Origin of the sequence: Xanthomonas hortorum (assembly GCF_040279205.1) — a bacterium.
Lineage (GTDB): Bacteria > Pseudomonadota > Gammaproteobacteria > Xanthomonadales > Xanthomonadaceae > Xanthomonas > Xanthomonas hortorum_F.
Window position 1 is genome coordinate 1 of the sequence record NZ_JBEOLS010000005.1, and the last position, 19,972, is coordinate 19,972.

Annotated in this window: 19 protein-coding genes; 5 read left to right on the forward strand and 14 right to left on the reverse strand. The window is 65.2% G+C overall.

Going from position 1 to position 19,972, the window contains the following annotated elements; all coding sequences use genetic code 11:
• Positions 1-285: 285 nt before the first annotated feature.
• From recJ to ABS769_RS03485, 12 genes are all read right to left on the reverse strand, one after another.
• Complete coding sequence (recJ, locus tag ABS769_RS03430) at positions 286-2,025, reverse strand: single-stranded-DNA-specific exonuclease RecJ (RefSeq protein WP_317062817.1); 1,740 nt, start codon at positions 2,023-2,025, stop codon at positions 286-288.
• On the reverse strand, positions 2,022-2,942 hold the full coding sequence (locus ABS769_RS03435; RefSeq protein ID WP_317062816.1) for a phosphoglycerate mutase: 921 nt from the start codon (positions 2,940-2,942) through the stop codon (positions 2,022-2,024). Before ABS769_RS03435 ends, recJ begins: the two co-directional genes overlap by 4 nt.
• Positions 2,943-2,985: 43 nt before the next feature.
• Complete coding sequence (greA, locus tag ABS769_RS03440; protein ID WP_172453391.1) at positions 2,986-3,450, reverse strand: transcription elongation factor GreA; 465 nt, start codon at positions 3,448-3,450, stop codon at positions 2,986-2,988.
• An 8-nt stretch (positions 3,451-3,458) separates the two neighbouring features.
• Complete coding sequence (gene carB / locus ABS769_RS03445) at positions 3,459-6,701, reverse strand: carbamoyl-phosphate synthase large subunit (protein WP_317062815.1); 3,243 nt, start codon at positions 6,699-6,701, stop codon at positions 3,459-3,461.
• A gap of 113 nt (positions 6,702-6,814) precedes the next feature.
• Entirely contained in the window at positions 6,815-7,156 is a 342-nt protein-coding gene (locus tag ABS769_RS03450; protein ID WP_317062814.1) for a hypothetical protein, read from the reverse strand.
• Between the two features lie 11 nt (positions 7,157-7,167).
• Entirely contained in the window at positions 7,168-8,352 is a 1,185-nt protein-coding gene (gene carA / locus ABS769_RS03455) for a glutamine-hydrolyzing carbamoyl-phosphate synthase small subunit (RefSeq protein ID WP_350498072.1), read from the reverse strand.
• Between the two features lie 239 nt (positions 8,353-8,591).
• Positions 8,592-9,308, reverse strand: coding sequence for a 4-hydroxy-tetrahydrodipicolinate reductase (dapB, locus tag ABS769_RS03460; protein WP_006451524.1), 717 nt, complete (start codon positions 9,306-9,308; stop codon positions 8,592-8,594).
• A 144-nt stretch (positions 9,309-9,452) separates the two neighbouring features.
• Positions 9,453-10,616, reverse strand: coding sequence for a PLP-dependent aminotransferase family protein (locus ABS769_RS03465; protein WP_317062821.1), 1,164 nt, complete (start codon positions 10,614-10,616; stop codon positions 9,453-9,455).
• A 297-nt stretch (positions 10,617-10,913) separates the two neighbouring features.
• Positions 10,914-11,414, reverse strand: coding sequence for a hypothetical protein (locus ABS769_RS03470; protein ID WP_055823490.1), 501 nt, complete (start codon positions 11,412-11,414; stop codon positions 10,914-10,916).
• Positions 11,415-11,472: 58 nt separating this feature from the next.
• Positions 11,473-11,727 carry a DUF6587 family protein gene (locus ABS769_RS03475; protein WP_317062812.1) on the reverse strand — a complete coding sequence of 85 codons (255 nt, stop codon included), beginning with the start codon at positions 11,725-11,727 and terminating at the stop codon, positions 11,473-11,475.
• Between the two features lies 1 nt (position 11,728).
• On the reverse strand, positions 11,729-13,588 hold the full coding sequence (gene feoB / locus ABS769_RS03480; RefSeq protein WP_317062811.1) for a ferrous iron transporter B: 1,860 nt from the start codon (positions 13,586-13,588) through the stop codon (positions 11,729-11,731).
• On the reverse strand, positions 13,585-13,833 hold the full coding sequence (locus tag ABS769_RS03485) for a FeoA family protein (RefSeq protein ID WP_317062820.1): 249 nt from the start codon (positions 13,831-13,833) through the stop codon (positions 13,585-13,587). The genes feoB and ABS769_RS03485 overlap by 4 nt, the downstream gene beginning before the upstream one ends.
• Positions 13,834-13,949: 116 nt before the next feature.
• Here ABS769_RS03485 and ABS769_RS03490 point away from each other — a divergent pair, with 116 nt between their 5' ends.
• The 5 genes from ABS769_RS03490 (at position 13,950) to ABS769_RS03510 (ending at position 17,618) form a co-directional block, all read left to right on the forward strand.
• On the forward strand, positions 13,950-14,747 hold the full coding sequence (locus ABS769_RS03490; RefSeq protein WP_317062818.1) for an enoyl-CoA hydratase-related protein: 798 nt from the start codon (positions 13,950-13,952) through the stop codon (positions 14,745-14,747).
• Positions 14,744-15,640, forward strand: a complete 897-nt coding sequence (locus tag ABS769_RS03495; RefSeq protein WP_317062810.1) for a hydroxymethylglutaryl-CoA lyase — start codon at positions 14,744-14,746, stop codon at positions 15,638-15,640. The genes ABS769_RS03490 and ABS769_RS03495 overlap by 4 nt, the downstream gene beginning before the upstream one ends.
• Before the next feature lie 148 nt (positions 15,641-15,788).
• The gene (locus tag ABS769_RS03500) at positions 15,789-16,559 is read left to right on the forward strand and encodes an SDR family NAD(P)-dependent oxidoreductase (RefSeq protein ID WP_317062808.1); all 771 of its coding nucleotides are present in this window, start codon (positions 15,789-15,791) and stop codon (positions 16,557-16,559) included.
• Between the two features lie 100 nt (positions 16,560-16,659).
• A complete protein-coding gene (yeiP, locus tag ABS769_RS03505) occupies positions 16,660-17,226 on the forward strand; it encodes an elongation factor P-like protein YeiP (RefSeq protein ID WP_055823478.1) in 567 nt (188 codons plus the stop codon).
• A complete protein-coding gene (locus ABS769_RS03510) occupies positions 17,226-17,618 on the forward strand; it encodes a hypothetical protein (protein ID WP_317062806.1) in 393 nt (130 codons plus the stop codon). Before yeiP ends, ABS769_RS03510 begins: the two co-directional genes overlap by 1 nt.
• Before the next feature lie 177 nt (positions 17,619-17,795).
• Here the strand turns inward: ABS769_RS03510 and ABS769_RS03515 are convergent, their stop codons facing one another.
• Positions 17,796-19,655, reverse strand: coding sequence for a DUF4105 domain-containing protein (locus ABS769_RS03515; RefSeq protein WP_317062805.1), 1,860 nt, complete (start codon positions 19,653-19,655; stop codon positions 17,796-17,798).
• Entirely contained in the window at positions 19,652-19,945 is a 294-nt protein-coding gene (locus tag ABS769_RS03520) for a DUF2388 domain-containing protein (RefSeq protein ID WP_006451514.1), read from the reverse strand. The genes ABS769_RS03515 and ABS769_RS03520 overlap by 4 nt, the downstream gene beginning before the upstream one ends.
• Between the last annotated feature and the right edge of the window lie 27 nt (positions 19,946-19,972).

A 19,972-nucleotide genomic window follows, 5' to 3' on the forward strand; every position in this document is an offset into this window, starting at 1 on the left:
GATTGGCGGAGAGCGGCACAGGGATGTGCCGCGGCGGCGAGTCAGACAGGATGTCTGACCGAGCCGAGGAGCCGATCCCCGGCCGCGCTGCCGCCCCTACCGAGGCCAGCGACTGACAGCCGCGCGCTTAGAACCGTACTCTCAGCGCCCTATACGGACGGATTCACGGCGTGTCCCGCGAGCGGTGCGGTGAGGACACCGCGCCCTCGACCAACGCGGCTTGGAAACATCCAGATGAGGCCAGGTGCAGCCAACAAAACGTAGAAAGAACGCTGGGCCCGCAGATCAGCCAGTGACGGTTGCCGGCTCGCAATGTTCGACGATCAATTGCACCGCGGTGCCGCCGCGATAATCGTCGCTGACCAGGCGGTAGGCCAGCCGCACCATCCGACCCGGCTCACTACCGCGCCAGCCGTTGAAGTGGATCGCATTGAGCGGTTCGGCGCGCCCGGCGCAACGCAGCGTCAACTTGAGATGGCGCTCCTTGAGCACGCGGCACTGCAGCACCTCGAATTGACCATCGAACAACGGTTCGGGAAAGCCCTGCCCCCACGGCCCGGCCACGCGCAGCGCTTCGGCATGCAGGTGATCGAGTTCGTGCGCGGCCAGTTCGCCATCGCTGTGCAGTTCGGCGTGCAGCAGCGAGGCATCCACCATCGATTGCACTTGCGACCGGAATGCCTGTTCAAACGTGGTCAGCGCGGCGTGATCCATGCTCAACCCGGCCGCCATCGCATGCCCGCCGAACTTCTGGATCAGGCCCGGGTGGCGCGCATCCACCGCCGCCAGCACATCGCGGATATGCAGGCCGGGAATCGACCGCGCCGAGCCGCGCAACAGGCTGCTGCCCGGCTCGGCCGGCGCCAGCGCGATCACCGGGCGATGCAGGCGGTCCTTGAGTTTGGAAGCGACCAGTCCAATGACGCCGGGATGCCACTCGGCATCGAACAGGCAGGCCGCGATCGGCAACGCGCCATCGGCATCCAGCACCACTTTGGTGACGGCTTGCTCGGCGTCGTCGGTCATCAACTGCTGCACCGCGCGGCGCTCGGCGTTGATCTCCTCCAGGGTGCCGGCGATCTCGCGTGCGCGGCTCCAGTCTTCGCTGAGCAATAGCTCGATGCCCAAAGCCATGTCTTCGAGGCGGCCCGCGGCATTGAGGCGTGGGGCGAGCGCGAATCCGATGTCGCTGGCGCTCAGGCGCGCCACATCGCGACCGCTGGCATCGATCAGGGCGCGCAGTCCGATACAGCCCCTGCCCTCGCGCAAGCGGCGCAAGCCGGCCGACACCAGCGCACGGTTGTTGGTATCCAGCGGCACCAGATCGGCGACCGTGCCGATGGCGACCAGATCCAGCAACACCGACAGATCCGGTTCGGCGCGGTCGGCAAATGCGCCGCGCGCACGCAGCACACTGCGCAATGCCAGCAGCACATAGAAGATCACCCCGACGCCGGCCAACGACTTGCTCGGGAAGGTGTCGTTGGCCAGATTCGGATCCACGATCGCATCGGCCGGCGGCAACACCTCGCCGGGCAAGTGGTGATCGGTGACCAGCACGGTCCAGCCGCGCGCCTTGGCTGCGGCCACACCGGCATGACAAGCGATGCCGTGATCGACGGTAACCAGCAGATCCGGCTGCAACGCGGCCAATTCGTCCACCAGCGCAGGCGACAGGCCGTAGCCGTGCACCATGCGATTGGGTACCGCGTGATGCACATCCAGCGCACCGAGCATGCGCAAGCCGCGCACGCCAACCGCGCACGCGGTGGCGCCATCGCAATCGAAATCGCCCACCACCAGGATGCGGCGCTGATGTGCGATCGCATCGGCCAGCAGCTCGGCGGCAGCGCCGCTGTTATGCAGCAACTCCGGCGACAGCAATTGCCCCAACCGCGGATGCGCGCCGTGCGTATCGGTGACGCCACGCGCGGCATAGATACGGCGCAACAGCGGCAACATGGCATCGGGCCAACTGCCAGCCTGCCCGGGCGGGCGCCGGACGATCTGCGGAGTAGAGGTCATTGCGCCAGCTGTAAGCGCGGCTTGCGCCAGAAACGCCAGCGTTGCGCGTGCGTCAGCGAGACGGTTTGCCCGTCCTGGAAATCCAGCACCAGCCGATCCAGCTCGCCACGTGCCATCGCCGCCAACAACGGCGCCACAGCATCGTCGCTGAATTGCTGCAGCGAGCGCAGATGACGCAGATCCACCAAGGCATCCACGCGTTGTTCGCCCTGCGCATCGGCACCGGCCGCCAGCGCCAGCGCACGCAGCAGCGACTCGCGGCTGCGCACTTGCCGATGCGGCGAACTCACCGCATGCGGCAGCACGCCGCCGCCCCAGAACCACAGCGAATTGATCGCCGGTTTGCCGCTGGCCACGCGGCCCTCGTTCCAGGGATGCTGATGCAGCAGCACCTGCGCTTCGGTCAACAACGCGCGCCAGCGCCTGCCGACATCGCCGGCGGGAAGATGCTCGAACAAGTCGTCGCCGATCGCCAGATCCGGCGGCGCGAATTCCGGCAGCTTGGCATCCGGCGACAAGCGCAAATACCAGCGCGAGGGCGTTGGCGCATCCAGCAGAAACCCGGCATCGCCGAACATCGGCTTGAGGATCGGCAACAACACCTCCAGATCTTCTGCCGTGGGACCAAGTGCCTCGCCATACCCCATCAACCGCGCGCCCTGCATGTCCGGCACCACATAGGCCGGATCGGCACGTACCCAGGTCGCACCGGCGGCATCGCCGGCATCCAGCTGACGGGTCAGCGCCGCCACCGGCCATTGCGCAGGCGTCAAGCTGAAGTGGCGCTGCAACTGCGCCACTTCGCCGGACTCGGTGCTTTGCTGGTCGGCACGCGCAAGCGCACGCGCCACCGGCGTGTCGCCCAACTCGCCGGGTAGACGGCGTGTTTCCGGCAGCAGCAGCGTTGCGGTCGTCATCGGTCGGTGGCGTCGATCAATGGCAGTGGATCAGTCCAGGCAATCAATCTAGATAGGCAACGCTGACGACTTCGTATTCGCGCTGGCCGGCCGGCGCGTCGATGGTGACCGAATCGCCTTCCAGCTTGCCGATCAACGCACGTGCCAATGGCGAGGAGATCGCGATCATGCCCAGCTTGATGTCCGCTTCCAGATCGCCAACGATCTGGTAGCGCTTCTCTTCGTCGGTCTCGGTGTCGGCCAGCGTCACGGTGGCCCCGAACACGATCTTGTTACCGGCCGACAACTTGGTGATGTCGATGATCTCGGCATGCGAGAGCTCGCCTTCCAGCTGCTTGATGCGGCCTTCGATGAAGCTCTGCTGCTCGCGCGCGGCGTGGTACTCGGCGTTTTCCTTCAGGTCGCCGTGCGCACGCGCTTCGGCAATCGCGCTGATCACCGCCGGGCGCTTGACCGACTTCAGTTGATCGAGTTCTTCGCGCAGACGCTGGGCGCCCTTCGCGGTCATGGGTGCTCTCATGCTTGCAGCTCCTTGTGCAGTTCCTGCAGCGACCACACAGGGCCGGTGCCGCGGAATTCCAGCGAATGCACCAGCGCCTTGGCGCCGGCGACAGTGGTCGAATAGGTCACGCGATGCTGCAACGCTTCACGCCGAATCGAGAACGAGTCGGAGATGGCGGCGCGCCCTTCGGTGGTGTTGACGATGTACACGATCTCGCCGTTCTTGATCGAATCGACGATATGCGGGCGCCCTTCGGCGACCTTGTTGACGATTTCGCAGCTCAACCCGTTTTCCTGCAGCCAGGCGCCGGTGCCACGTGTTGCGACCAACGTATAGCCACGCTCCACCAGCGCCTGCGCCACCGGCAGCACGCGCTTCTTGTCCGGGTCGCGCACCGACACGAACGCCTTGCCCACCGGCGGCGCCTTGATGCCGCCGGCCTCCTGCGCGCGCGCGAACGCGGCGCTGAAGCTGCGGCCCACGCCCATCACCTCACCGGTGGAGCGCATCTCCGGCCCGAGGATCGGGTCCACGCCCTGGAACTTGGCAAACGGGAAGATCGCTTCCTTCACCGAGTAGTAATCCGGCACGATTTCCTTGGTGGCGCCCTGCTCGGCCAGCGTCTTGCCGGCCATGCAGCGTGCGGCGATCTTGGCCAGCGGCATGCCGGTGGCCTTGGACACGAACGGCACCGTGCGCGAGGCACGCGGGTTCACTTCCAGCAGGAACACCACATCGTCGCCGGCCTCATCGACCTGCACCGCGAACTGCGTGTTCATCAGCCCGACCACGTTCAAGCCTTCGGCCAGCATGACCACCTGACGGCGCAGCTCGGCCTGGGTCTTGGGCGAGAGCGAATACGGCGGCAGCGAGCAGGACGAATCGCCCGAATGCACGCCGGCCTCTTCGATGTGTTCCATCAGCCCGCCGATCAGCACGTTGCCGTCCTTGTCGGCAATGATGTCCACGTCCACTTCCACTGCGTTATCCAGGAAGCGGTCCAGCAGCACCGGCGAGTCGTTGGACACCTTGACCGCATCGCGCACATAGCGCGCCAGGTCGGATTCGCCGTAGACGATTTCCATCGCGCGGCCGCCCAGCACGTAGCTCGGGCGCACCACCAGCGGGTAGCCGATTTCGCGCGCCAGCACCAAGGCCTCTTCTGAATTGCGCGCGATGCGGTTCGGCGGCTGCTTCAGGCCCAGCTTGTCGACCAGCTGCTGGAAACGCTCGCGGTCTTCGGCCAGATCGATCGAATCGGGCGAGGTGCCAATCACCGGCACGCCATTGGCTTCCAGCGCACGCGCCAGCTTCAGCGGGGTCTGGCCGCCGTACTGCACGATCACGCCCTTGGGTTTTTCCAGCTCGACGATTTCCAGCACGTCTTCCAGCGTCAACGGCTCGAAATACAGTCGATCGGAGGTGTCGTAGTCGGTGGACACGGTCTCCGGGTTGCAGTTGACCATGATGGTTTCAAAGCCGTCATCGCGCAGCGCCAGCGCCGCATGCACGCAGCAATAGTCGAACTCGATGCCCTGGCCGATGCGGTTGGGGCCACCGCCCAGGATCATGATCTTGTCGCGGTCGGTCGGCAGCGCCTCGCACTCGTCCTCGTAGGTCGAATACAGATACGCGGTGCTGGTGGCGAATTCGGCGGCGCAGGAATCCACGCGCTTGTAGACCGGGCGCACCTTGAGCGCGCGACGCAGCGTGCGCACCGATTCTTCGTTGGTGCCGGTCAACTCGGCCAACCGCGCATCGGAGAAACCCGCGCGCTTGAGCGTGCGCAGACGCGCCGCATCCAGCGAGGCCAGACCTTCATCGGCCAACTGCTGCTCATGGCTGATCAGTTCTTCGATCTGATCCAGGAACCACGGATCGATGAACGACAGCGCGTAGATATCGGCCACGCTCATACCGGCGCGGAACGCATCGGCCACATAGAACAGACGCTCCGGGCCCGGCGCCTTGAGCTCGCGCTTGAGCGCGGCGATATCGTCTTCGCTGCTCAGATCCAGGCCGGTCGGGTCCAGCCCGATCTTGCCGGTTTCCAGGCCACGCAGCGCTTTCTGCAGCGATTCCTGGAAGGTGCGGCCCATCGCCATCACCTCACCCACCGACTTCATCTGGGTGGTCAGGCGCGCGTCGGCCTGCGGGAATTTTTCGAAGGCAAAGCGCGGAATCTTGGTGACCACGTAGTCGATCGACGGCTCGAACGAGGCCGGGGTCAAACCGCCGGTGATCTCGTTCTTCAACTCGTCCAACGTGTAGCCCGCCGCCAGCTTGGCGGCAACCTTGGCGATCGGGAAGCCGGTGGCCTTGGAGGCCAGCGCCGACGAGCGCGACACGCGCGGATTCATTTCGATCACCACCACCCGGCCATTGGTCGGGCTGATGCCGAACTGCACGTTGGAGCCGCCGGTATCCACACCGATCTTGCGCAGCACCGCGATCGAGGCATCGCGCAGGCGCTGATATTCCTTGTCGGTGAGCGTTTGCGCCGGCGCCACGGTGATCGAGTCGCCGGTGTGCACGCCCATCGGGTCAAGGTTTTCGATCGCGCAGACGATGATGCAGTTGTCCGCGGTATCGCGCACAACTTCCATCTCGAATTCCTTCCAACCCAGCACCGATTCTTCCACCAGCACTTCGGTGGTCGGCGACAGCTCCAGGCCACGGCCGACGATCTCGATCAGCTCTTCGCGGTTGTAGGCGATGCCGCCACCGCTGCCGCCCAGGGTGAAGCTGGGGCGGATGATGGTCGGGTAACCGACGCGGGTCTGGATATCCAGCGCTTCTTCCAGCGTGTGCGCCACTTCGGCGCGGGGGCAATCCAGGCCGATCTCGCCCATCGCCACGCGGAACAGCTCGCGGTCCTCGGCCATGCGGATGGCTTCGCGCTTGGCGCCGATCAGCTCGACGTTGTACTTCTCCAGCACGCCGTGGTCGGCCAGATCCAGCGCGCAGTTCAGCGCGGTCTGCCCGCCCATGGTCGGCAGCAGGGCGTCGGGCTTTTCCTTGGCGATGATCTTCTCGACCGTCTGCCAGTTGATCGGCTCGATGTACACCGCATCGGCCATGTCCGGGTCGGTCATGATCGTGGCCGGATTGCTGTTGACCAGCACCACGCGATAACCCTCGTCGCGCAGCGCCTTGCACGCCTGCGCGCCGGAGTAGTCGAACTCGCAGGCCTGGCCGATGACGATCGGGCCGGCGCCGATGATCAGGATGGTTTTTAGGTCGGTGCGCTTTGGCATTTCTTTACTCGATTAAGGACTTGCGGCGAGCCGCAAGTGCGGAAGAGTGGCCGCGGCGATCGAATCGCGACGCAGCGTGATAGTGCATCGACTCAGCAGAGCCGAAAGCCGGTTCATCCGGCAGATCCATAGCCGAGGCCGTGCAGGGTGTGCTGAAGCCATTGATACAGCCCGAAGGACGCGGCCAAACTGCCAAGGATCAGCAGCCAGCCGATCGCGGAGGTCTTGCCCCAACGACGCACCTTGTCCGGGTCGGTGTTCTGCATGCGATGGTGAAAGGACTCCCCGCCAATCACATAGCCGACACCGAAAACGAAGCACATCGGCACCATCAAGGCCAGCTTCATGCCGCCGTGCAGCGTGATCGACTCGGCGCCAGCGCGTGCCTGCTCCAGCGGCATCCACACGCCCCAGTAAGTCAAGGCAACGCCCACCAGCACGATCAGCACACCCATCAACCGAGCGCTCATGCGCGCTTGGCATCCTTGGCCATCAATGCCACAAACCGATCGAACAACGGCCCCACGTCGCGCGGGCCCGGTGAAGCTTCCGGGTGGCCCTGGAACGAGAACGCCGGGGCGTCGGTCAGTGCGATGCCCTGGTTGGTGCCATCGAACAGCGAACGATGGGTCACCCGCACATTGGCCGGCAACGTGCTTTCGTCAACCGCGAAACCATGGTTCTGCGAGGTGATCATCACCCGTCCGCCGTCCAGATCCTGCACCGGATGGTTGGCGCCGTGATGGCCGGTGGTCATCTTGACCGTGCTGGCGCCGGCGGCCAGCGCCAGCAGCTGATGGCCCAGGCAGATGCCGAAGGTGGGCACCTTCTTGGCAATCAATTCCTGGATCGCGCTGATGGCGTAATCGCACGGCTCCGGATCGCCCGGTCCGTTGGACAGGAACACGCCGTCCGGATTCATCGCCAGCACCTCGGCCACCGGCGTGCGTGCCGGCACCACGGTGACGTCGCAACCACGATCGGCCAGCATGCGCAGGATGTTGAGCTTGACGCCGTAGTCGTACGCGACGACTTTGAATGCGAGTCCCTCGCCAGAGCCCGCACTTCCATGTGCGGACTTTCCAATATTCAACGCACCGAGACCCAGAAAGGTGTCTGAGTTCAGATCCAAGGAGCCTTCCTGCCAGGTGTAGCTGGTCTCGGTCGAGACCACCTTTGCCAGGTCCATGCCCTTCAGACCGGGGAAACTGCGCGCCGCTTCCAGCGCCTTTTCGACGTCGATCTCGCCGGCCATCAGCGCGCCGTTCTGGGCGCCCTTCTGCCGCAGCAAGCGGGTCAGCTTGCGAGTGTCGATGCCGGAAATGGCCACCACACCGCGGGCCTGCAGCCATTCCGGCAAAGCCACTTCGCTACGCCAGCTGCTGGAACGACGCGGCACATCGCGCACGATCAGGCCGGCGGCCCAGATCTTTGTGGCCTCGTCGTCCTGATCGGTGAAACCGGTATTGCCGATATGCGGATAGGTCAGCGTGACCATCTGGCGGGCATAGGACGGATCGGTCAGGACTTCCTGATAACCGGTCATGGCGGTGTTGAACACCACTTCGCCGACGGAAAGCCCGTTGGCGCCTACGGATTCGCCCTCGAACACGGTGCCGTCTTCGAGGACAAGGATTGCGGGTTGGGTCACGTGGGGTCTCGCTCTGGCTGCCTGGGACTCCGATGCGCTTCCGGCCAAATTCCGGTTGCAGCAAAGCGCGGACGCGGTGCTGAGGACCGGTCCGACGCTGGTTCGGGCAAGCGAGAATTGTAAAGGCAAGTGCCCCGGCATGCCAGCCTGAAGAGCACTCGATGCCGCAATGCCATCGCAACAGCGAGGTGAATGCGCTGCTAGAGCGGCTCGCCATTCATGCGCGGTTGCGCGCCGGGTTACAGCACCAGGTCACGCACCCGATAGCTGCCGGCCGGCTTGCCGATCAGCCGTTTGGCCGCATGCAGCGCACCACGCGCAAAGATGTCGCGGTTGCTGGCGCGGTGAATCAGTTCCACCCGCTCGCCCAGCCCGGTGAACTGCACCGTGTGTTCGCCGACGATATCGCCGGCACGCAGGCTGGCGAAGCGCGGCTGCGCGCCGCTACCGGTGGCGGCTTCACCCAATGTCAGTGCGGTGCCGGATGGCGCGTCCTGCTTGTGCACGTGATGCGCCTCGACGATGTCGCAATCCCAACCCGGCAGGCTGCCGGCGGCACGCTCCACCAGCTCGGTGAGCACTGCGACACCCAGACTGAAGTTGGACGCCCACACCAACGGGATCTTGCCCGCAGCGTCGAGCAACGCAGCGCGCTGCACATCGTCCAGCCCGGTGGTGCCGGACACCAGTGGTTTACCGCGTTGCGCACACAAGGCCAGGATCGGTGCGAAGCCTTGCGGCAGGCTAAAGTCGATCGCCACATCGAAGGCCGGCGCACCGCCGAGTTCGCTGGCGGCGAAATACGGCACGCCGTCCACCACGCGTTGCGACGGCGAACGCCCCACCACCGCGCCGACGACATGCAAGCCCTCGTCTTCAGCGGCCAGTCGCAGCAACGCCTTGCCCATCCGCCCGGAGGCGCCGTGGATCAGAACTTTTACGGGTGACGTTGTCATGGCGGCAGGCTAGCTAGGCGATGGGGGTTGTACAAGATAGCCGGGATTGGGGAGTCGGGATTGGGGATTCGGAAAACGCAAAAGCGCCGAGCAGTGCGAGCGTTGTCGCGATCGGTGCGCTTTGCAGTGGCGTGCTGGCCGAGGTTATGCGCCCTGCCCTGGTAACTCGGCCAGCGCCTCGCGCAACACCTCGCCCAGGATCCGGATGCCGGCATCGATCTTCTCGCCCGGCACAGTGACGAACGACAGCCGCAAGGTATTGGTCTGCGGCAACGTGGCGTAGAACGGCGCGCCCGGCACGAACGCGACATTGCGCGCGATCGCACGCGCCAGCAGTGCGGTGCCATCCAGTCCGGGAGGCAGGGTCACCCACAGGAACATGCCGCCTTCTGGGCGATTCCACTGCAGCTGTGGCGGGAAATGGCGATCCAGCGCTTCCAGCATCAAGCTGCACTGGCGCGCGTACAGTGCGCGAATTTGCGGGATGTGCGTCTCTAGAAAATCGTCTTGCAGCGTCTGGTAGACCACACGCTGAGTGAAAGAAGGCGTATGCAGATCGGCCGCCTGCTTGGCCTGAATCAGCTTGCCCAGCACCGCCTCCGGTGCGACCACATAGCCCAGTCGCAGCCCCGGCGCGAGCACCTTGGAGAACGAGCCCATATAGATCACGCCCTCCGGGTTGAGCGACAGCAGGCTCGGCAACGGCTGGCCGCTGTAGTACAGCTCGCCGTACGGATCGTCTTCGATGATCGGCACGCCCGCCTCGGCTGCGCGTGCGACCAAAGCCTGACGCCGCGCCAATGGCAAGCGGCGCCCGGTGGGATTCTGGAAATTCGGCAGGCAATACAGAAAGCGCGCGTCTGCCAACATGGCAGGATCCAGCGCATCCACCACCACACCGTCGTCGTCCGACGGCATGCCGACGAACGCCGGCTGGAACAACGAAAATGCCTGCAATGCACCCAGGTAACTCGGCGTTTCCACCAGCACCTTGCTGCCTTCGTCGATAAAGACCTTGCCGAGCAAATCCAGGCCCTGCTGCGAGCCAGTGGTGATCATCACCTGGCTGGGCCTGATGATGGCGCCGTCACGGCTTAGGCGTGCGGCGACCCATTCGCGCAGCGGCGCATACCCTTCGGTCGGGCCATATTGCAGCGCGGCCTGTGGCGCATCGCGCAGCACCTGATCACTGGCCGCGCGCATGCGCTCCACCGGAAAGGTGGCCGGCGACGGCAAGCCACCGGCGAAGGAAATGACCTCCGGCCGCTCGGTGATCTTGAGGATTTCGCGAATCGCCGAACTGGTCAGCGCCTACGCACGTCGGGAGATCTGGAAGGAGGTCGTCATCGGTCAAGCATAGCGAAGGCCTGTGGCCGAGGCGCTGTGCAGTGCAGCGTTGACGACGGCACTCGGCCAATGCCGGCGTTACCGGTGCATCCACCCTCGCCCCGCGTCGCGATGCGCTTTCTCGCGTTGCGCTGGCGCTAACGACATCGTCCTGCGGCGACGCCGTTGTACACGCGTTCGCGCCAGCCACCAAGGCAATCGTCACGCGCGCAGCGATGGCGCCGGCCCGACGATGGCCGGCGATGTTGCCAGCTGCGCTTATTCGTACGCCGGGCCAACCCAGGCAGTGCCCTCGCTGCGTTCGATCAAGGTCTTCCAGCGTTTGCGGATCACCTTGTCGCGCGAGCGGAAGGTCATGCGCAGGCCCGGCAAACCAAGCGTGGCGCGCGTCTCGACCATGGCCGAGGCCTCATCGGGCGCGATTTCGATCTTGGTGATCGAATGTTTGTAGTCGATCAACTCTTCCGGAGGTGCCACATGGCGCATCTGACCCAGCACCTGCGCCCATTCGCCATTGGATTTGCAGTATTTCTCGCGTGTGGCGGTCTGCCGCTTCTGGTGCGAGTCCATGCGGTACAACACCACCATTTCGAATTCCGGCGCGGTCATCGCGCACAGCGCCTCGCCGTCCTGGCTCAGCATCGCTTTATCGTGCGCAGCGTAGAAATCGCGCACCTGCGTTTCGTCCAACGCATTGCCGCCGTAGTTATAGATGCCCGCAACGGCGGCCAAGATTGCCAACAACACCAACAAACGCATCGCCTGTCCCCTGTACCGCCGCATCCTGCGGCCGCGCAAGTGTAGAGGACCAGGCGCGTCAGTGACTACGTGGCGGCGTGGGCCCGCAGCTGTCGCAACCACCGCAGGCCGCGGCGCTCTGCGTCGCCGGTGGTGCAACGCGACGCCCCAAGGTGTGCATCCACGCAGGTCGCCCCTCGCGCAGCAGCCCGATCGCCAGCGCGCCACGCATGCGCCGCAAGACGCTGGGGAACTGCTTCTTCATTACCACCCACAGGCTCAGCAGCACCGCGCATGCGATGACCACGTATTGCAGGGTGAGCGAGAGATCCATCTCAGCCGGCTCCGAGCAGCACGGCCACTTGGTAGGTCACCAGCGAGGCCAGATACGCCAGCGCGAACAGGTACACCGTGCTGATGGTCATCTGCTTCCACGAGTTGGTTTCGCGCTTGATGGTCGCCAGCGTGGAGATGCACATCGGCGCGTAGATGTACCAGACCAGCAGCGACAGTGCGGTGGCCAGCGACCAGCCATCGCTGATCAGCGGCGACAAGGCTTGCGCGGCAGCATCGTCATCGGCGGCCGACAGCGCATAGACCGTGGCCAGCGATGCCACCGCCACTTCGCGCGCGGCCAGGCCCGGAATAAGCGCGATACAGATCTGCCAGTTGAAGCCCAGCGGCGCGAAGAAGGTCGACATTGCATGCCCGATGCGGCCGGCAAAGCTGTAGTCGATTGCTGGCAAGATCGCATTGGCTGGCGCTGCCGGAAACGACAGCAGAAACCACAGCAGCACGGTCAGCGCCAGAATGATGCCGCCGACGCGCTTGAGAAAGATCACCGCACGTTCCCACAAACCCAGCGCCAGATCGCGCAGCTGCGGAACGCGGTAGGACGGCAACTCCAGCATCAACGGATGCTCGCTCTTGTCGCGCCGCCACTTCTTCATCGTCCACGACACCAGCAAGGCACTGACGATGGCCGCGGCGTACAGCGCGAACAGGATCAGCCCCTGCTGATTGAAAATGCCCCACACGGTCTTCTGCGGAATGAAGGCGCCGATCAGCAACGCGTAGACCGGCAAGCGCGCCGAACAGGTCATCAATGGCGCGACCATGATCGTGGCGAGCCGGTCGCGCGGATCCTGGATGCTGCGCGTGGACATGATGCCCGGCACCGCACACGCAAAACTCGACAGCAAGGGAATGAACGAGCGCCCGGACAGGCCGGCTGCGGCCATCATGCGATCGAGCAGGAACGCCGCGCGCGGCAGATAGCCGGATTCTTCCAGCGCCAGGATGAAGGCGAACAGGATCAGGATCTGCGGCAGGAACTTGATCACCCCGCCCAGGCCGGTGACGATGCCGTCCTTGAGCAGGCTGTTGAGCGGGCCCTCCGGCAGCGTGGTACCCACCCACTCGCCCAGCATCGCGGTGCCGACATCGATCAGGTCCATCACTGGGGTGGCCCAGGCGTATACCGCCTGGAAGATCAGGAACATCACCACCGCAAGCGTCACCAGACCCCAGATCGGATGCAGCAGCCAGCGGTCCAGTGCGTCGTCCACGCGCGAGGTGCGGGTGGGCATGGTCACCGACGCGCTCAGGATCTGCCGCACCTGCGCGTGATAGTTACCGCCGGCCGGCGGCGTCGCGGTCGGTGCGATCAAGCTCGCGGCCTGCGCATCGATGCGCTCCACCAGCGCCTTGGCGCCGCCGCGGCGTACCGCCACGGTTTCGACCACCGGCACACCGAGCGCCTGCTCCAAGGCCGGCAGATCGATGACGATGCCGCGGCGTTGCGCGGCGTCGACCATGTTCAAGGCCACGATCATCGGCCGGCCCAACTCGCGCAGCTCTAGCGCAAAGCGCAAATGCAGGCGCAGGTTGGTCGCGTCCATCACGCAGACCAACACGTCTGGCGCCGGCTCGCCGGGATAGAAACCACGGCACAGATCGCGGGTGATCGCTTCGTCCAGGCTGGCCGGCTGCAGGCTGTAGGCGCCGGGCAGATCCAGCACCGCGAAGTCGCGCCCGGACGGCGCACGGAAATGTCCTTCCTTACGCTCGACGGTGACGCCCGTGTAATTGGCCACCTTCTGCCGGCTGCCGGTCAGCTGGTTGAACAGCGCGGTCTTGCCACTGTTGGGGTTGCCGACCAAAGCCAGGCGCAGCGGAACGCTTGCCGCATTCATGCCTGTGCTCCTTCGATGCGCACCTTCACGCGCGCGGCCTCACTGCGACGCAATGCAAAACGCGTGTAGCCGACCTGCACCAGCAACGGTTCGCGCCCGACCGGTCCGGTTGCCAGCACCGTCACTTCTTCGCCAGCGACAAAGCCCAGTTCACGCAGGCGCCGGGCAATCGTGTCGTTGGGGAGGCGATCCTCTACCGAATCCACGATGGCGGCGCGATGCAAGGGCATGTCGGACAGCGTCACAAAGACGGCCTGATTGTTAGGAATGGTTCTCAATTCTAGCATCGACGCACCGCGTCATGGCTGGGGCCGGCTGTGCCGCTATCATGGTTCGCATCCCATTCATGGACGTCGATGCAATGCAGGACAACGGCTTGATCGTGGAGGACCAGGGAGCGGTCCGCACACTGCGTCTGAACCGCCCGGCGGTGCACAACGCCTTCGACGCAACCTTGATCAACGCGCTCACCGAGGCGTTGCAGCAAGCCGGCCAGGCGCCACAGATCCGGGTGGTCGTGATCACCGGTGCAGGCGGCGCCTTCTCCGCCGGCGCGGACCTGAACTGGATGCGCGGCATGGCCAGCGCCAGCGAGGCCGACAATGCTGCCGATGCACTGGCGCTCGCGCTGCTGATGCGAACGCTCGACGAATTGCCCAAGCCGACCATCGCACGCGTCAATGGCGCCGCGTTCGGCGGCGGCGTGGGCCTGGTGGCGTGCTGCGATATCGCCATCGGCTGCACCGAAGCGCGCTTCGGCCTGACCGAGAGCAAGCTAGGCCTGCTTCCAGCGGTCATTTCGCCGTATGTGATTGCAGCGATCGGCGCGCGCCAGGCGCGGCGCTGGTTCGCTACTGCGGAGATCTTCGACGCTGGCACCGCGCAGTTGCTGGGGTTGTTGCATCAGTTGGTCGCTGCCGATCAATTGGATATCGCGGTGGAGCGGCAGATCCGCTTGCTGCTGTCCGCCGCGCCGTTGGCGGCCGCCAGCGCCAAATCCCTGGTGCGTTCGGTGTTGCCGCCTGCCGACCGCGATGCCATCGATGCGGCCAATGCCGCGTGGATCGCGCGCCTGCGCGTCTCGCCCGAGGGGCAGGAAGGATTGAGCGCCTTTCTCGACAAGCGCGCGCCAGCCTGGGTGCCGGAGGACATGGCATGAGCGCGTTCGTGCGCATTGTCGAAGTCGGCCCGCGCGATGGCTTGCAGAACGAAGCGCAGCCGATCGCGACCGCCGACAAGATCGCCTTGATCGATCAACTCTCGGCCACCGGCCTGCGCAGCATCGAAGCGACCAGCTTCGTCAGCCCGCGCTGGGTGCCGCAACTGGCCGATGCGGCCGAGGTGTTTGCCGGCATCACCCAGGCGCCGGGGATTGCCTATCCGGTGCTGGTGCCGAACCTGCAGGGCTATGTGCGGGCACGCGCGGCCGGCGCGCAGGAAGTGGCGGTATTCACTGCGGCGTCCGAAGCCTTCAATCGCACCAATACCAACGCCGGCATCGACGAATCGATCGAGCGCTTTCGCCCGGTCCTGGAACAGGCCGCGCTCGACAGCGTGCGCGTGCGCGGTTACGTCTCCACCGTGTTGGGGTGCCCGTATCAGGGCGCCGTGCCGGTGGCCGACGTGGTCGATGTCGCGCAGCGGCTGTACGCGTTGGGCTGCTACGAGATTTCGCTGGGCGACACCATCGGCGTCGGGACGCCGGTCAAGGCGCGCCAGATGTTGGCCGCAGTGGCGCAATCCGTGCCGATGCAGGCATTGGCGGTGCACTTTCACGACACCTATGGCCAGGCGCTGGCCAATATCGCCGCCTGCCTGGAGCAAGGCGTGCGCGTGGTCGATGCGGCGGTGTCCGGCGCCGGCGGCTGCCCGTATGCCAAGGGCGCCAGCGGCAATGTGGCCAGCGAAGATGTGGTCTATCTGCTGCACGGATTAGGCATGCAAACCGGCATCGATCTGGCTGCCCTCGCCCGCACCGGCCGCTGGCTGGCGCAACTGCTCGGCCGCGAGACCGGCAGCAAGGTCGGCAAGGCGTTGGCGGCGGCTGGCTGAGGCGTTAACGCAACAGCTCGCCCATGGCCTACTCACGCCCCCTGCCGCCAAAGCGATCGCCTGGACGCTTCGGCTAGAATTGCCGACCGCTTCGCCCACCGATCGCCGCCAGCCTCCATCGGCATCCACGTTTCCCGGGAACCACCGCATGCAGCCATCTTCTGTTCTTGCCATTGTCACCGGCGGCGTGTCCGGCCTGGGCCTGGCCGTGGCGCAGCGCATCGTTGCCGACGGCGGCAAGGTCGCCTTGTTCGACGTCAATGCCGACAAGGCCGAGGCAGCGCTGGCGCTGCTCGGCGCCGGCAACGCGCATTACTTCGCCACCGATGTCACCGACGAGGCGCAGGTTGCCGCCAACGTGGCGCAGGCCGCGCAGGCGCTGGGCGGGCTCAACCTTGCGGTCAACTGCGCCGGCATCCTGGGCTCGGGCCGCGTGTTGGGCAAGGAAGCGCCGATGCCGCTGGCGACCTTCCGCACCACCGTGCTGGTCAACCTGGTCGGCAGTTTCAATGTCGCCAAGGCGGCGGCCGATGTGATGCAGCACAACGCCGCCGGCGACGATGGCGAGCGCGGCGTGATCATCAATACCGCGTCGGTGGCCGCCTATGAAGGCCAGATCGGTCAGGCTGCCTACGCTGCCAGCAAGGGTGGCGTGGTCGGCATGACCTTGCCGATGGCACGCGAACTGGCGCGCTTCGGCATCCGCGTGATGACGATCGCGCCGGGCGTGTTCTGGACCCCGATGGTGGATGGCATGCCCGAGACCGTGCAGCAATCGCTGGCCGCGTCGATCCCGTTCCCCTCGCGCCTGGGCCAACCCGACGAATACGCCGACACCGTCGCCTTCATCCTGCGCAACCGCTATCTCAACGGCGACGTGATTCGCCTGGACGGCGGCGTGCGGTTGGCGCCCAAGTAGCCGGGAATGGGGAATCGAGAATGGGGAATCGTAACGGCGCCTCACTCTCAGCACCCCGCACTCGGCTTTTCCGATTCCCCATTCCCAACTCCCGATTCCCATGAAAGCTAACGACATCAAGAAAGGCAACGTCGTCGAATACAACGGCGGCATTTACCAGATCCGCGACATCGAACGCAGCTCGCCGCAGGGCCGCGGCGGCAATGTGCGCTTCCGCTTCATCATGTACAGCGTGCCGGGCGGAGTGAAAACCGACGCCAGCTTCGATGCCGATGACAACCTGCCGGAAGTGGAGCTGCTGCGTCGTCTGTCCACGTTTTCGTACAAGGACGGCGAGGCCTTCGTGTTCATGGACGACGAGGACTTCACCCCGTACACGCTGGACGCGGATGTGATCGGCACCGATGCCGGCTACATCACCGACGGGCTGACCGGCATCTACGTGCAGGTGATCGACGACCAGCCGGTGGCGGTGCAGTTGCCGCAGACGGTGACGCTGGAAGTAATCGAAACCCCGCCCGAGCTCAAGGGCGGCACCGCCACCAAGCGCCCCAAGCCGGCCAAGCTCGACACTGGCCTGGAAATCATGGTGCCCGAGTACATCACCAACGGCGAGCGCGTGCTGGTCAACACCACCACCGGCGAATTCGCAGGCCGCGCCGACTGATGCGCACGCTGGTGGTTGCCTTGACGCTGGGGTTGTTGACCGCCTGCACGGAGCAACCCGCCCCGGCGCCGACATCCGCATCCAAGCTCGCGCCGGTGACCTGCACCGACGTCAAGGTGGATGACGAATGGCTGCAACATCCCCCGGGCCTGTGCGGCATGCCGGAGGATGTGCGCACGCTGGTGGAGGACTACGACACCTGCGAGCACTTCGCTGGCGAAGAGCCGTACGATGCCGACCGTCGACACGAGATCGAAGTGGCGATTGCGCAGTTCTGCACACCGGCACCGGCGCGGTTGGCCCTGCTACTAAAGCAGTACCGCAGCGATGCGCATGTCATCGAATGGCTGCGCAAGTATTCTGTACAAGCGGATCTGAAACCAGCTGGCTGAGGTATGCCGGTGTAGCCCTTCTCCCATCGGGAGAAGGTGCCCCGCAGGGGCGGATGAGGGTGCGGGAGCCTCGTGCAGCTGGACCCACACGAGAGCTTCGCCCCGTACCCTCACCCCAACCCCTCTCCCGATGGGAGAGGGGCTTGTACTGCTCAGCTAACTCGGGAGTCCGGGTCGCTATTGCGCTTCCAGCGGCATGCCCATATCCGGCTGCACCTTGTCGGCGGCCGCATCGCCGCGCGCGAGCACGCGCAGTCGTGCGCGCAAGCGCTCCACATTCGCCTCGCCCTGTTCCAATCCAATGCGCACGTCGGCAGGTAATTGCTGCCGACCCAGCGCTTGCAGCTGCTTCCAACCATCGATCAACACGCCACTTTCTTGCGCCACGCGTGCAGTCAATTGTTGTTGCTCGTCTGCCTGCGGCAGCCCGTAACCTGACGTGCCCAGCAGCGTGGCCGGGTGACTGAGTTGCGCCTGCCGCGCGAACAACGCCTGTAGCTGGCCTTGCACAGCATCACGCCCTGCAGCACCCGGTTGCAGCAGGCGCTTGAGCGCATCACGCGCCAGCAATTCCTGTCGCCGCAATGCAGCTTGTTCGAGCAGCAAGGCCGCTGCGGTTTCGCGCAAACCGCCTTGGTCGACCCATTGCGCACGTGCGTCCGGTCGCGCATCCAGCCATTGCTCCACGCTCGTCTGCGGCACCGGCATGCCGCGGCGGATCACCTCGAACATGGTCTGGTAATGCGCGGCTGCCGATTCGAAGTAATAGCCTTGGCGAATCGCTTGCGCACGGTCGTCCAGCACCTGCATGTCGGCGATGCCGGCGCGTTGCAGGCGATGCCGCACACCGCGCGGCGTGATCGACGACAACCTGGCTGCGGCCAGGCGTGGCACGCCGTCGTGCAGCAGCTTGAAGGTCTCCACCGCACAGTTGTTGCCGATGAAGTAATAGCGCCCGTCGTAGCTCCAATGCACCTGTGCCACGCGTGCGAGCAAAGCGGCGATGTCGTCGGGTGTCAACTTCAACGGGACCGACGACAAAGCGCGCAGTTCGACCTTGGTGTATTCGTCGACGACCTGATTCAACGGCAGCACAAACAGCCGCGACGGATACGAACCGGTCAGCCCGCGCCAGCTGGAAATCTGCACGTCGCCCACAAACGCGCGGAATGAAAGCACGCGGTGATATTGCAGATCCATGCGGCAATCGGGGCCGGGTGCGCGGCCGGGTGCGCAGATCACCAGCCGCAACATGCTGTGGCCCCAGCGACTCATCGGCTGCTCGTTGCCCTCTGCCAGCAAATAGTCCACCGCGTACACGCGCGCTGGATCCAGCGTCAGCAGCGACATCGCACCGGCATCGCTGTCAGCCTGCAGGTACGGCAATGTCGTTTCGCACGCGCTGACCGCGCGTGGCGCGCCAAGTTGTTCGGTAAACCACGCAGACAGCGCAGGGCGCCGGCAGTGATAGTCGGCATCCAGCACGTAATGTTCGAGATTCACCGCAACAAACTCGGCGGGGCTACGCCGTTCGTAGTCGTCGGGGCTGCGATCGCTAAATTGATTTTCGCCACGCCCGAGCCGCCATGGACGCACCTGCCAGCCAGCCAGATCGCGCAGACGCGGGTCGCGCGACAACCCGCCTTGCGGGCCACGATCGAGCACATGCGCCAGCTCGTGCACCACGGCGGCCATTGCCGCGCGCGTGGCCGGTGCGCCGATATCCGCCTGCGCCGTCGCCGATTGCGCGCTCCACGCCTGCAGCAATGCGCGATCGAGCAGAACGCGCTGGCCGATCGCACGACCATGCACGTGCGCCGGTAGATCCGTGCGCCATTGCAGCTGGATCGGTGCGGTGATGCGCTGCGTCCACCCTGACGGCAGACGCTGCGTCACCTGCTCAACTAAGACATGCGTTGCTGCGATCTGCGCCGGACTGAGGTCCAACGGAACAACTTCAACATGCAACTCGGCCTGCGCCGCCGGTGCGATCACGGCGGCCAACCACAGCCACCCGCACCAGCGGCGCAAACTCACTGGGCCAGGATGGACTGAGCCAGTTGCAGGTCGCTGGACAGCCGCGCCGCATCGTTGCGGCTACGCAGCTGCAGCAGCGCCGCTTCCAGACGCGCGCCACGGATGGCGCCATCGCTGGCGACGAAACCGGCCGCGTCTTCGCGTGCATCGGCAACCACTTTGTCGTCGCCCGAACTGCTGCTGTCGGACGAACCGGCCGACGATGCACCCGCCGAGGTACCGGCCAGGCTGGTTGCGAAAGCTGCCAGCGGCAGCAGCGTCAAAGCGCAAAACACGAGAGAGCGCATCATCGGCGTATCGATTCCATGTGAAGGTGG